A 13,142-nucleotide genomic window follows, 5' to 3' on the forward strand; every position below is an offset into this window, starting at 1 on the left:
GGGTCACGGCTGGAACCTAGAAATGCGAATCGGGAATGATCGTAAAAAACGATAATTGCGCCGCTTTCACAACTTCCGAAAACAGGATGCCGATATGCGCTCACGTCCGCGCGCGTCAAGACTCCATTAATAATAGGCGTTTGTGCACTACAGCATGGGCAGGCCGCGCGGCTTCGGACCGCGCGGAAACGCCGCATCAAGCGCCGCAATCTCGTCTTTCGTCAGCACGACATCGCCGGCCGCGGCGTTTTCGCCGGCATGTTCCGCGGACGAGGCCTTCGGGATCGTGAACACCGTAGTCGCACGGGTGAGGAAGCTCAGCGCGACCTGACGCGGCGTCGCGCGACGCGCCTCAGCGATGCGCGCCAGCACCGCGCCGCCCTTGCTGTTGCTCGCGGGGAAATCGTCGTGGCCGAACGGCGAATAGGCGACCACGGCGACACCATGCTGTTCGCACCACGGGATCACCGCGTGCTCGATCGCGCGTTCCTTCAGATGATAGAGCACCTGATTGCAGGCGATGCGGCCTTCGCCGGCAGCGTCGAGCATCTCGTCGAGATCATCGGCATCGAAATTGGAGACGCCCCAGGATTTGATCTTGCCGGCCTTCACCAGTTCCTCGAATGCGGCGACGGTGTCCTCCAGCGGATACGAGCCGCGCCAGTGCAGCAGATAGCAATCGAGTCGGTCAGTCTTCAGCCGCTTCAACGAGCGCTCACAGGCGGTGATGGTTCCGCGGCGCGAGGCATTGCTCGGCAGCACCTTTGACACGAGGAACACCTCGTCGCGTCGGCCCGCGATCGCATCGGCGATGACGAGCTCGGCATCGCCATACATCTCGGCGGTGTCGATGTGGGTCATGCCGAGATCGAGCCCGCGCTGCAGCGCCGTGACCGCGCGCTTGCGGTCGCCATGGTCGAGATACCAGGTGCCCTGCCCGATGACGGAGAGGCTGTCGCCGGTTTTGCCGAAAGGTTTCGTGTTCATATATGCTCCGATACCGCTCGTTCGCTCAGGCAACCGCCATCGAGCTCAAGAGTTCAATACGCCGATGTCAGCGACCAATACGCTACCGGTTGCAGACTCCGTGATGTAGAGCCGATCTTTGTCCGCGCCTCCAATTGCGACATTGGTGCAATTCGGCCCTGCACACGACTTGACCCGCGCAACCAATTCGCCGTTGGGCGCGAACACGAAGACGTGGCCGAGCGAGGCGTGAGCGACGAACAGCCGGCCCTTGGCATCCATGGTCATGCCATCGGGGCCGCTGGTGCCGAACAGCGAGCAGAAGCGGCCGACCTTCGACACGCTGCCGTCCTTCATGAACGGCAACCGCCACACCGCGTTGTCGCGCGTCATCGCGACGAACAGCACGGTCTCGGTTGGATCGAGCACCAGACCATTCGGGCTGATACCGGTGTTAACAAGGCAATCGAGCCGGCCGCTTTGCGTCAGGCGATAGACGCGGCCGCTGGGGTCATGCAGGCCGGTCTGCCCCTGGTCGGTGAAATAGATGTCGCCGTTGGAAGCGAGATGCAGGTCGTTGCAGCCGCGGAATGATTCCGAATTGCGCGCCGTCAGCACCGGCGCCATGCGCCCTGCCTTGGCGTCGAACTCCATGATGCCGTGCCTGTAGTCGGCGACCAGGATACGGCCGTCGGCCGCGATCTCCAGTCCGTTCGGCCAGCCCTGATATTCAATCGCCAGCGACCACTCGCCATCAGGCGCGATGCGGAAGATGCGGCCGAAGGGAATGTCGACGATGTAGAGATTGCCATCCCTGTCAAACGACGGCCCCTCGATGAAGGAGTCCGTCGGCACATCCGGCCGGTTGGCATCGGCCCAATCGGTGCGCTCGCCCTTGCGGCGGAATTTGTCGGGCATGGCGGAGAAGAGCCTGGTCTCGATCAGGCGCGGGGGCGTTTCCAGGTACATCATTGTTGTTTTTGTCGTTGTTGATGGGAGAGCGCGGCACCATAGGGCACAATGGGACGTGCGTCGATTGGGCCGAGGCATAGCGCCCCGGCCTCGCTGTCATTCCCCGCGACCCGGCTACGCCAAGGCTTCGCCGGGGTTGAGGTCCAGAGGCGCCGAAGCTTTAGCGTAGGTGTCAAGCGGGGAATCCAGTACGCCGTGGCCTCTCCGCTGGATCACAGGCGTCTCGGCGTACTGGATCGCCCGGTCAAGCCGGGCGATGACGGCGGAGTATGCGGCGACGACCGAGAAAGTCGCGCCTACCCCGCCGCGCCCGCGCGCTTGGCCTGCTTTGCCGGAGCCACCTCCGTCGTCGCGATCAGGCGCTTCAGCTCTGGGATGCAGGAGCCGCAATTGGTGCCGGCCTTGAGCTTTGCGCCGATCTCGGCGGCTGTGCGCGCGCCTGCGGCGATGGTGTCGCAGATGGTGCCGCGGCCGACGCCGAAGCAAGCGCAGACGACAGGCCCGGTCGAGGCGGCGCCTTCGCTCGATTTGCCGGACAACAACATGCGCCGCTGCTCGTCGGTGACATGGTCGGCCACGAACAGGCTCTTCACCACCTCCCAGTCGCCGGCATCATGCGCGGGGCCGACAAACAGACAGGTCTCGATGCGATCGCCATCAAACGAAGCCGCGCGAAAAACGCCGCCGCCGAAGTCGCGATAATCGGCGACGTCCTGGCCGGCAACGCCGCTGAGCCAGGCCGGCCAGCGCGACAGGTCGGCATTGTCGGCGAAGAGATAGCCGAAGCCGCCGGCAACAGTGACGCGGGTCCACATCAGGTTCGGCGGCAGCTCCAGCTGCTTGCGCGACAGCGCAAAGCCGCGGAAGACGTATTCATAGGGCGCGATCGCCGCCGGTGTCGCCTTGGACTCCGGCTGCCCCGAGAACGGATCAGTGAACGGTGCGACCAGCGCCCCGACGCGACCGTGCGAGGCGTTCATCGCACTCCAGTGGATCGGCGCGAACAGAGAGCCGCGCTGCTGCCGATCGCTGACGACGGCCTTCAGAAGGCACTGGCCATGGTCGGTGGTGATGCGGGCGTAGCCGTCATGGACGATGTTGTATTTGTTGGCGTCATCGGGATGGACCTCGACGAACGGCTCGGGCAGATGCGCGCCGAGCCGCTGGCTGAGGCCCGTGCGCGTCATGGTGTGCCACTGGTCGCGGATGCGTCCGGTATTGAGCCGCAGCGGCCGCGACGGTCCGGTCTCGCCACGCAGCGCCGGCACTTCCGGCGCGACGAAGCGGCCCTTGCCGTCGTTGGTGAAGAAGCCGCCGGCCGCGAAGAAGCGCTCGCCGGGCGCCCCGCCTTCGCGCGCGGGCCACTGCACGGGCTTCAAGGCGTCGAAGGCGTCGTCGGAGAGCGAGGTCAGCGCGCCGATATCGAAGTCGCGGCTACCATCGTTCTCGAACGCCGAGAGCGCGGCGTGCTCGCGGAAGATGTCGGCGGCGGATTTGTAGCCAAAACTGTCGCCGAAGCCGAGGCGTTTTGCGGTTTCGCTCAGGATCCACCAGTCCGGCCGCGCCTCGCCGGGCGCCGGCAGGAACGAGCGCTGGCGCGAGATGCGGCGCTCGGAATTGGTCACGGTGCCCGACTTCTCACCCCAGGCGAGCGCGGGCAGCAGCACGTGCGGACCGGCATCGACGGTGTCGTTGGAGAGCACGTTCTCGGAGACCACGAACAGCTCGAGCTTCTTCAGCGCCTCGCGCACGAAATCCGCGTCGGGCAGCGACACTGCGGGGTTGGTGCCCATCACCCACAGCGCCTTGACCTCGCCGCGGTTGATGGCTTCGAACAGCTGCACCGCCTTCAACCCTTCATGGGTGGCGATGCGCGGCGCCTTCCAGAACCGCCGCACGCGATCGATGTCCGGTGGCGTGAAGTTCATGTGTGCGGCGAGCTGGTTGGCGAGGCCGCCGACCTCGCGGCCGCCCATCGCGTTGGGCTGGCCGGTGAGCGAGAACGGCGAGGCGCCGGGCTTGCCGATGCGGCCCGTGGCGAGATGGCAGTTCAGGATCGCATTGACCTTGTCGGTGCCCTGCGCCGACTGATTGACACCTTGCGAGTACAGCGTGACGACGCGGGGCGTGTCACGGAACATCTTGAAGAAGGTGGCAACGTCCTGCTCGGAAAGGCCCGTGGCGAGTGCGGTCGCGGTGACGCCGCCGGCGATGCTGCGTGCGCGCGCCAGCGCGTCGTCAAAGCCCGACGTGTTTTGCGCGATGTAGTCCTGATCCAAAGCACCATTGTCGGCAAGGTAAACGAACAGGCCGGAGAACAGCGCCGTGTCGGTGCCGGGCTTGAGGCCCAGGAACAGATCGACGTCGGTCGCGGTGTCGGTGCGGCGCGGATCGATCACGATCATGCGGGCGCCGCGCTCCCCACGGTTCTTCAACATGCGCTGGAACAGCACGGGATGGCACCAGGCGGCATTCGAGCCGACGAACACCAGAAGATCGGCCTGGTCGAGATCCTCGTAGCAACCGGGCACGGTGTCGGCGCCGAAGGCGCGGCGGTGACCGGCGACCGAGGACGACATGCAAAGCCGCGAATTGGTGTCGACGTTCGCCGTCCCGACAAAGCCCTTCATCAGCTTGTTGGCGACGTAGTAGTCCTCGGTCAGGAGCTGGCCGGAGAGATAGAATGCGACCGCGTCGGCGCCGTCGCGCGCGACGATGTGCTGCATGCGGTGGGCGACGTGATCGAGCGCATCGCTCCAGGCGACTCGTTCGAGCACGCCCTTGCAGCGGATCATCGGATAGAGCAGCCGGCTTTCCAGCCCGACGGTCTCGCCCAGCGCCGAGCCCTTGGAGCACAGCCGGCCGAAATTGGCTGGATGATCGGGATCGCCCGCGATCGCCGCGCCGCCCTTGCCGTCTGGCGTCGCCAGCACGCCGCAGCCGACGCCGCAATACGGACAGGTCGTCTTGGTGGCGCGGAGCGTGGGATCGATCGCCGTCATATCAAGCCGCCTCTATCAAGCCGCTTTGGAGGGACGCGCGAGTGCGCGGCCGAACATCATGTCGGCGCGGATGGCCGCCACCTTTTCGCGGTTGCGGATCAGCTCGAGATACCAGAGCGCATCGACGGTATCGCCAATCAGCAGGGCGCCTGTGAGCCGGCCCTCGGCGATGACGAGTTTCTTGTAGGTGCCGCACCTGCGGTCTGACAGCACGAGGCTCTCGCTGCCCTCCCCGCCCATGAAGTCGCCGGCGGAGAATACGCTGACTCCCGACACCTTCAGATTGGTCGAGACCACGCTGCCCTGATAGGCCGCGGGACGGCCGGAGAGATGCCGCGCCAGCACGCGCGCCTGTTCGTAGGCAGGCTCGACGAGGCCGTAGCAGGTGCCGCGATGCTCGGCGCATTCGCCGAGCGCGTAGATATCGGGTGACGCCGTCTGCATCTCGTCGTTGACGACGATGCCGCGGTTGACTGCGATGCCGGCGTCCTTTGCGAGCGCGATGTTGGGCCTGATGCCGGCGGCGAAGATCACCGCATCGGCCTCGATGCGGCTGCCATCGGCAAGCTCGACCGCTTCGACATGGTCCTCGCCGAGGATGCGGGCTGTGGATGCATTGAGCAGGATGCGAATGCCCTTGCGCTCGACCAATGTCTTGAGCAGGTCGGCGGCCGGCGCATCGAGCTGGCGCTCCATCAGCCGGTCCATCAGGTGCAGCAGCGTCACGGGCGCTCCGGCCTTGGCGAGGCCGTACGCCGCTTCGAGACCAAGCAGACCACCGCCGACCACGACGACGCGCTTCCTGGCGGCCGCGAGCGTCAGCAGCAGGTCGACGTCTCGGGTGTCGCGGAAGGTGTGCACGCCCACGAGATCGGCGCCCGGTACGTTGAGCCGCAGCGGCGTCGAGCCGACGGCGAGCACGAGCTTGGAATATTCCATGCTCTCTTCGCCTTCGATCTTGAGCTCGCGTCGGCCGGTGTCGATCTCGGTGACGCGATAGCCGTAGCGCACCGTGACGCCGCGATGGCGCCACCAGTCGGCAGGCCGGAGCTCGATCTCGTGCGAGCCGGTCTCGCCCGCCAGCACCGAAGAGAGCAGAACGCGATTGTAAGCGAGCCGCGGCTCTTCGCCGATCACAGCGACGGCGTAGCGGCCGAGCGAGGTCTCGGCGAGTTCGTCGACCAGACGCGCGGCCGCCATACCGTTACCCACGATGACCAGCGGTTCACTCACAACGCATCTCCTATTCGGCGGCCTGCGGCTGTGCGCCGTAGGCCTCGGAAATCATGTAGCCGGACAACACGCCATAGGCGTCGGTCCAGGCGGTAGCGAGTTCGGGCGTCCAGGCCTCGCCGAGCCCCTTCTCTAGGGTCCACAGCAAGGTCGCGCCGACCACGGGGTAGTGCTCGGCCTTGGCGCCGTAGGCGACGTGACGCTTTGCAAGCGCCGAGGCCGCCGGAAGAATCGAGTCCAGGTTCGACAGACCGCCGACGACGGCGGCGAGCATGCCCATCAGCTTCTTGCGCTGCTCGGTCATGTCCTCGGGAAACATCGCGCGCACGGATGGCGCCACCTCGAACAGGCGATCGTAGAACAGCACCGCCGCCTGCGCGGAAATCGGCGCGACCTTGGCAAAGCTCTGCTGGACGAGGGTGATCTGTTCTGGCGTCATGATGTTCTCCTGCCTGTTGGGTTTGCCTTGGTGCGCGCCATTGCGAACCAGGTTCATTGTCAAACTGTCGGGCAATGCTTCTCCCCGCGTACGGGGAGAAGCGAGATTCGTACCAAGTCTCTATCCTTTGAGCATGATCTTGCCGGAAAACCGCTGCACACTTTTCCGGATCATGCTCTACACCCTTGCTCCGGCGAGGCTTGACGCGCCTTCGCCCTGCGGGCTGCGACGCAGATAGAACCACCAGGTCAGCGCGAGGCAGGAGGCGTAGAAGCCGAGATAGATCGCGAGCGCGAGCTGCGGCCCGCCGGTCAGCGCGATCGACTTGCCGAACCCGGTCGGGATCAGATAGCCGCCGACAGCGCCGACCGCGCCGATGAAGCCGACCGCAGCACCGCTCTCGATGCTCGCCGTCTTCAAGGCGACCGCGCGCTCCGCATCGCCCTTGCCGCGCACCCTGAACAAATTCTGCTCGCGGAAGATCGAGGGGATCATGCGGTAGGTCGAACCGTTGCCGATTCCCGTCGTCACGAACAGGACCAGGAACATCGACAGGAAGCCGATGAAATCCTTGTGTCCGACGAAATAGAGCACGCCGATCGTCGCGCCTGCCATCACGATGAAATTCCAGAACGTGATGACCGAGCCGCCGATCCTGTCGGCAAGCCAGCCGCCGAGCGGCCGCGACAGCGAACCGACCAGCGGTCCCAGGAACGCGATCGCAATGGTGACTTGCGGGAACTGGGTCTTGATCAAGAGCGGAAATGCAGCCGAGTAGCCGATGAACGAGCCGAACGTGCCGATATAGAGATACGCCATGATCCAGGTGTGTTTGCGCTTGACCACGGCGAGCTGGTTCTTGATCGACGACTTGGCCGTTGTCAGGTTGTTCATGAAGAACACCGCGCCGAAGACCGCGATCGCGATCGGCAGCACCCACATCAGGCCGGCATTCTGAAGGAAGACGCCGTCGACGGGCGATGCCTGGAACAGGTTGATGACGGCGAGCGTCATCAGGATCGGTGTCAACAGCTGCACGCTGGAGACGCCGATATTGCCGCCGGCCGCATTCAGTCCGAGCGCCCACCCCTTCATCCGGTCGGGGAAGAAGAACGAGATATTGGTCATGCTGGAAGCAAAATTGCCACCGCCGAGACCGGCGGTCGAGGCAATCAGCAGCATCAGCCAGAACGGCGTGTCCGGCTGGCCGACGAAATAGGCGAGCGAGAGCGTCGGAATGAACAGGATCGCCGCACTGAAGATGGTCCAGTTGCGACCGCCGAAGGTCGTCACCGCGAAGGTATAGGGAAAGCGCATCAACGCGCCGATCAGCCCGGGCACCGCGACGAGCTGGAATAGCTGGTCGGTGGTGTAGTGGAAGCCCGCCTGCGGCAGCTTGGTGGTGACGATGCTCCAGATCAGCCAGACCGAGAAGCCGATATGTTCGGCCACGATCGACCAGATCAGGTTGCGTCGCGCGATAGTCTTGCCAGTCGCATTCCAGAACGCCTCATCTTCGGGGCGCCAGTCTGAAATCCAAGTCCGACTCTTGGTCATTGCAGAATCCCTTCCAGGCTCACCGCTGCGTCGTTGCAGGCTCAGCCTCCGGCCACGGAGGCGCGCTCCGAGGCTTCACCCCCGGTGGCGAGTTACGATGCTGATTGATGATGTTGAGGGACGTCGTCGTTGGCGTCGCGATTGGTGTTTCAATTTCCGTGCCAACCGCGCGCATTCCGGAAACGCAGGAAATTCAGAAGCTTTTTCGAAGTGCTCCGAATTCTCGCAGGACTATTTCGCACGCAAATTTTGCGATTCGCTCAATCCCTGTGCGCCGCACAAGGATTGAGCTTGATGATTCAAAATTAGGCGTGCGTTAGCGCCTGTCGGTGACGCGTTTACGCGGCTTCGACGAAGCGATGACGCTCGTAGAGGAATTCGAGCACGCGCTGCCGGCACTTCAGATAAGTGGTGTTGGTCGCGAGCTCGAGCCGCTTGCGAGGACGCGCCAGCGGCACCTCCAGCACCTCGCCGATGCGCGCGCTCGGGCCGTTCGTCATCATGACGATGCGGTCGGACAACAGCACCGCCTCGTCGACGTCATGGGTGATCATCAAAATAGTGTTGCCGAGCTTCTGATGCAGCGCCATCACCGAATCCTGCAAATGCGCGCGGGTCAGTGCGTCGAGCGCGCCGAAAGGCTCGTCGAGCAGCAACACTTTCGGTTCCATGGCAAGCGCGCGGGCAATGCCGACGCGCTGCTTCATGCCGCCGGAGATCTCCGAGGGCCGCTTGTCCTTGGCATGGGCCATCTGCACGAGGTTGAGATTGTGCATCACCCAGGCGTCGCGTTCGGCGCGCTTCTTGGTTTTGGCAAAGACCTTGTCGACGCCGAGCCGGACGTTCTCGTACACGGTCAGCCACGGCAGCAGACTGTGGTTCTGAAACACCACCGCGCGGTCGGGTCCCGGCGAGTTCACCTCGCGGTTCTCCAGCAGCACGCCGCCGGTGGTGGCGTTGGTCAGGCCTGCGATGATGTTGAGCAGGGTCGACTTCCCGCAACCGGAATGGCCGATGATCGAGACGTATTCGCCCTTCTCGATGGTGAGATTGATATCCTTCAGCACCTCCGTGGAGGCCGCGCCGCGCGTAAAGATCTTGTCGATGTGGTCGAGCTTCAGATAAGCGGTCATGTGCTTCCCCTTCAGTTCAGCGCGGTGCCGCGGGTGACGATCTTGCCAGCGCCCGCGATCAGGCGGTCGAGCACGAAGCCGATGATGCCGACATAAAACAGTGCCAGGATGATCTCGCTGATATGCGAGGAATTCCAGGCGTCCCAGATGAAGAAGCCGATGCCGACGCCGCCGATCAGCATTTCCGCGGCGACGATCGCAAGCCAGGACAGCCCGATGCCGATGCGAAGCCCCGTGAAGATGTAGGGCGCGGCCGCCGGGATCATGATCTTGGCGAAGAATTCGAGCGGGTTGAGCTGCACCACCGCGGCGACGTTGCGGTAGTCCTGCGGGATGTTGCGGACGCCGACCGCGGTGTTGATGATGATCGGCCAGATCGAGGTAATGAAGATCACGAAGATCGCCGACGGCTGGCCGTCGCGGAACGCGGCGAGCGACAGCGGCAGCCAGGCCAGCGGCGGGATCGTGCGCAGCACCTGGAATAGCGGATCGAGCCCGCGCATCGCCCAGACCGATTGCCCGACCAGCACGCCGAGCGCGATGCCGGCAATCGCCGAGAGCGAATAGCCGAAGGCGACGCGCTGGAGGCTGGCGGAGAGGTGCCAGAACAGCCCCTTGTCGATGCCGCCATGATCGAAGAACGGATCGAGGATCAGCTCCTTGGTATCCTTGAACACCTTCGACGGCGGCGGCAGTGCCGAGCCGGCGCGACGGCAGACCAGCTCCCACACCAGAAGCAAGAGCGCGATCACGACCAGCGGCGGGATGACGCGCACGGCGGTCTCCCGCGCCATCCGCGCGTAAGTCTCCGAACGCGGCGGCCGCTTCGGTGTCATCGCGACGACCGGCGCGGCAGCGCTCGCGGGCTTCGCGGTCTCAACCTCGATCTTCGTGGCGGGCATGTTCATCGCAATATCTCTCCGCTGCAAAAGGCGATGCGGCCGCCCGGAGGCGGCCGCTAGCTCCATCAGACTTCGACGCGCTTGATCGCGAGCGACTTCAGATAGGCAGCCGGATTTTCCGGATCGAACACCTTGCCGTCGAAGAACGTCTCCTTGCCGCGCGAGGTGGAGGTCGGGATCTCCGCGCTTGCGATGCCGAGCGTCTTGGCCGCGTCGCGCCACATGTCTTCGCGGTTGACCTTGGCAATCAGCGCCTTGGTGTCGAAATTCGCCTCGTACTTGCCCCAGCGAATGTCTTCGGTGAGGAACCAGAGGTCGTGGCTCTGGAAGGGATAAGAGGCGAAGTCGCGCCAGTACTTCATGATGTGCGGCGAATTCTCGACCACCTTGCCGGGAAGGCCGTAGTCGAACTTGCCGGCGGTGCGGTCGAGCACGTCTTCGACAGGGCAGTTCATCCACTGCCGCTTGCCCATGATGGCGGCAAGCTCGGCCTTGTTCTCGGCCTTGTCGGACCACTGCTGCGCTTCCATCACCGCCATCAGCAGCGCCTTCGCGGCCTTCGGATATTTATCGACGAAGGCGGCGCGCATGCCGAAGGATTTTTCCGGGTGCTTGTTCCAGAGCTCGCCGGTCGTGATCGCGGTGTAGCCGATGTTCTGGTGGATCAGCTGCAGGTTCCAGGGCTCGCCGACGCAGAAGCAGTCCATCGTGCCGACCTTCATGTTGGCCACCATCTGCGCCGGCGGCACCACGATGGTCTCGATGTCCTTGTCCGGATCGATGCCGCCGGCGGCAAGCCAATAGCGGATCCAGAGGTCATGCGTGCCGCCGGGGAAGGTCATCGCGGCCTTCACGGCCTTGCCCGAGGCCTTCTTCTTCTCCAGCGCCGCCTTGAAGGGCGTCGCGTCCACACCGAGCTTCAGGTCGGCATATTCACTGGCAACGGAGATGCACTGGCTGTCGAGATTGAGCCGCGCCAGGATGTACATCGGCGTCGGCTGGTTGTTCTGCGTCACCTTGCCGGCCGAGATCAGATACGGCATCGGGGTCAGGATATGCGCGCCGTCGATGCCGTTGCCTTCGGAGCCGAGCACGAGATTGTCGCGCGTGGTGCCCCAGGAGGCCTGCTTCTGCACGTCGGTGTCAGGCATGCCGTATTTGGCGAACAGGCCCTTGTCCTTGGCGACGAACAAGGGACCGGCATCGCTCAGCGCGATGAAGCCGAGCTTGGCGCCCTTGACCTCGGGGCCTGCGTCCTGCGCGAAGGCGCCGGCGGGGAAATTCAGTTTTACGGCGGCCAGGAGTGCGGCGGTCGAGCCGGCGGCCTTCAACAATTGACGGCGGCTGAGGCCAGTATCCGACGGCCGGCGGGTGCGCTTGGTCATAGGCGGTATCGTCCTTTGCGTCGTTGCAGAATGATTGCGTCAGTGCACACGAGCAGCCCGTCCGTCCGGCGACGCCTGAAGCAGCGCATGCGAACGCGCGACGGGGGGACCCCCGTCTGGTGGCGTCGGCAATTCGGATGAGAAGTCTCGCGGGACGGCTTCAATGGCGTCGACCTGGAACTATTCAAGCTTCATGCCAAGCGCCACAGCGCAGAAAACAACCCAACATCAGTGCGTTAGTAGCGATGCGCCAGTCTGTCGCAGGCCTATTCCGCTCGCGAAATTTGCGGCTTGCCCAATAATTGTGCGGCGCACAACAGTTGTGCAGCCGCTTAAGGAAAAGGCCGCACCACGCGCAAAAGCCGGGTCGGCCAAAGCTCTATCAGGTTGATATTGTTCGGTTTCTATGAGGCCACCAGACGGCACGCGACTTGCATTTGCGTTCGCGTCAACGACGACTGCGGCTTGACCGCAATACTGCAGCCTGTGGCGGCTGCAGTCCGGAAGCTCATCTGCTTCGCGGCCCTCGGCGGCTCCATCCTCGTGACGCGATTCCCAAGGCTTCCAAGTCTCTCCCGGCCCCACGCGCGGCACACAGCCCGCGCGGCCAATAACTTTCAGCGGCGCACTCAGGGCGTCTCGATCTCTCTTACGAAGCAAAAGGAACCATCGATGTCGTATCTCGCGCCTTCGGAATTCGTCACCAAGATGGTGGATGCGGGCGAGTCCAAAGTCTTCATGTCCACCCGGGATACCATCATCCGGGCCTACATGGCCGGCGCTATCCTGGCGCTGGCGGCATGGTTCGCCGTCACGATCAACGTGAATACGGGGCAGCCGCTGGTCGGCGCGCTGCTGTTCCCGGTCGGCTTTGTCATGCTGTATCTGCTGGGATTCGACCTCCTGACCGGCGTGTTCGTGCTCTCCCCGCTCGCCCTGATCGACAAGCGCCCCGGCGTCACCTTCGGCGGCGTGCTGCGCAACTGGGGCCTCGTATTCGTCGGCAACTTCGCCGGCGCCTTCACCGTGGCCTTCATGATGGCCTTCGTCACGACCTTCGGCTTCACGCAGGATCCTGACAAGGTCGGTGCAGCCATCGGCAATATCGGCGAAGGCCGAACGCTGGGCTACGCCGCGCATGGCGCCGCCGGCATGGCGACGCTGTTCCTGCGCGGAATGCTCTGCAACTGGATGGTCTCGACCGGCGTCGTCGGCGCCATGATCTCGACCTCGGTCCCCGGCAAGGTCATCGCGATGTGGATGCCGATCCTGGTGTTCTTCTACATGGTGTTCGAGCATTCCGTCGTGAACATGTTCCTGTTCCCCTCCGGCCTGATGCTGCACGCGAAGTTCTCGATCATGGACTATTTGATCTGGAACGAGATCCCGACCGTGCTCGGCAACCTCGTCGGCGGCCTCGCCTTCACCGGCATGACCCTCTACGCCACGCATGTCATGACCAAGCCGAAGCGCCAGGCCGGCAAGGCCACGTCGCCCCGCGTCGCGGCCTGATACGTCTCGACAGGAGAGCCTCACCCGATCAGGGTGAGGCT

10 protein-coding genes are annotated in these 13,142 nt (G+C 64.1%); 1 reads left to right on the forward strand and 9 read right to left on the reverse strand.

Annotated elements, in window-relative coordinates; translation table 11 throughout:
* Positions 1 to 147: 147 nt before the first annotated feature.
* The 9 genes from AC0L3P_RS09570 to AC0L3P_RS09610 all read right to left on the reverse strand — a co-directional run bounded on the left by AC0L3P_RS09570 (position 148) and on the right by AC0L3P_RS09610 (position 11,589).
* Positions 148 to 987 (reverse strand): aldo/keto reductase, encoded by an 840-nt coding sequence (locus AC0L3P_RS09570; RefSeq protein WP_473301713.1) that lies wholly within the window; start codon positions 985 to 987, stop codon positions 148 to 150.
* Between the two features lie 45 nt (positions 988 to 1,032).
* On the reverse strand, positions 1,033 to 1,935 hold the full coding sequence (locus AC0L3P_RS09575; RefSeq protein ID WP_473301794.1) for an SMP-30/gluconolactonase/LRE family protein: 903 nt from the start codon (positions 1,933 to 1,935) through the stop codon (positions 1,033 to 1,035).
* A 299-nt stretch (positions 1,936 to 2,234) separates the two neighbouring features.
* A complete protein-coding gene (locus AC0L3P_RS09580) occupies positions 2,235 to 4,940 on the reverse strand; it encodes a nitrate reductase (protein WP_473301714.1) in 2,706 nt (901 codons plus the stop codon).
* A gap of 15 nt (positions 4,941 to 4,955) precedes the next feature.
* Complete coding sequence (locus tag AC0L3P_RS09585) at positions 4,956 to 6,173, reverse strand: NAD(P)/FAD-dependent oxidoreductase (protein ID WP_473301715.1); 1,218 nt, start codon at positions 6,171 to 6,173, stop codon at positions 4,956 to 4,958.
* Positions 6,174 to 6,183: 10 nt separating this feature from the next.
* On the reverse strand, positions 6,184 to 6,612 hold the full coding sequence (locus AC0L3P_RS09590; RefSeq protein ID WP_354056597.1) for a globin family protein: 429 nt from the start codon (positions 6,610 to 6,612) through the stop codon (positions 6,184 to 6,186).
* A 177-nt stretch (positions 6,613 to 6,789) separates the two neighbouring features.
* Positions 6,790 to 8,169, reverse strand: a complete 1,380-nt coding sequence (locus AC0L3P_RS09595) for an MFS transporter (RefSeq protein WP_473301716.1) — start codon at positions 8,167 to 8,169, stop codon at positions 6,790 to 6,792.
* Positions 8,170 to 8,507: 338 nt separating this feature from the next.
* A complete protein-coding gene (locus AC0L3P_RS09600) occupies positions 8,508 to 9,302 on the reverse strand; it encodes an ABC transporter ATP-binding protein (protein ID WP_007593952.1) in 795 nt (264 codons plus the stop codon).
* An 11-nt stretch (positions 9,303 to 9,313) separates the two neighbouring features.
* Positions 9,314 to 10,210, reverse strand: a complete 897-nt coding sequence (gene ntrB, locus AC0L3P_RS09605) for a nitrate ABC transporter permease (RefSeq protein ID WP_275170447.1) — start codon at positions 10,208 to 10,210, stop codon at positions 9,314 to 9,316.
* A gap of 59 nt (positions 10,211 to 10,269) precedes the next feature.
* A complete protein-coding gene (locus AC0L3P_RS09610) occupies positions 10,270 to 11,589 on the reverse strand; it encodes a CmpA/NrtA family ABC transporter substrate-binding protein (RefSeq protein WP_275170446.1) in 1,320 nt (439 codons plus the stop codon).
* Between the two features lie 672 nt (positions 11,590 to 12,261).
* Between AC0L3P_RS09610 and AC0L3P_RS09615 the strand changes: the two genes are divergently transcribed.
* Positions 12,262 to 13,101: a formate/nitrite transporter family protein gene (locus tag AC0L3P_RS09615; RefSeq protein ID WP_275170445.1), complete on the forward strand. Its 840-nt coding sequence runs from the start codon at positions 12,262 to 12,264 to the stop codon at positions 13,099 to 13,101.
* Positions 13,102 to 13,142: the final 41 nt, after the last annotated feature.

It is taken from the genome of Bradyrhizobium sp. WSM4874, assembly GCF_055811835.1.

Bases quoted from the DNA above. Each gene is read 5' to 3' on its own strand.
- AC0L3P_RS09570 (WP_473301713.1), bottom strand. From the start codon at position 987: ATGAACACGAAACCTTTCGGCAAAACCGGCGACAGCCTCTCCGTCATC.
- AC0L3P_RS09575 (WP_473301794.1), bottom strand. From the start codon at position 1,935: ATGTACCTGGAAACGCCCCCGCGCCTGATCGAGACCAGGCTCTTCTCC.
- AC0L3P_RS09580 (WP_473301714.1), bottom strand. From the start codon at position 4,940: ATGACGGCGATCGATCCCACGCTCCGCGCCACCAAGACGACCTGTCCG.
- AC0L3P_RS09590 (WP_354056597.1), bottom strand. From the start codon at position 6,612: ATGACGCCAGAACAGATCACCCTCGTCCAGCAGAGCTTTGCCAAGGTC.
- AC0L3P_RS09595 (WP_473301716.1), bottom strand. From the start codon at position 8,169: ATGACCAAGAGTCGGACTTGGATTTCAGACTGGCGCCCCGAAGATGAG.
- AC0L3P_RS09600 (WP_007593952.1), bottom strand. From the start codon at position 9,302: ATGACCGCTTATCTGAAGCTCGACCACATCGACAAGATCTTTACGCGC.
- ntrB (WP_275170447.1), bottom strand. From the start codon at position 10,210: ATGAACATGCCCGCCACGAAGATCGAGGTTGAGACCGCGAAGCCCGCG.
- AC0L3P_RS09610 (WP_275170446.1), bottom strand. From the start codon at position 11,589: ATGACCAAGCGCACCCGCCGGCCGTCGGATACTGGCCTCAGCCGCCGT.
- AC0L3P_RS09615 (WP_275170445.1), top strand. From the start codon at position 12,262: ATGTCGTATCTCGCGCCTTCGGAATTCGTCACCAAGATGGTGGATGCG.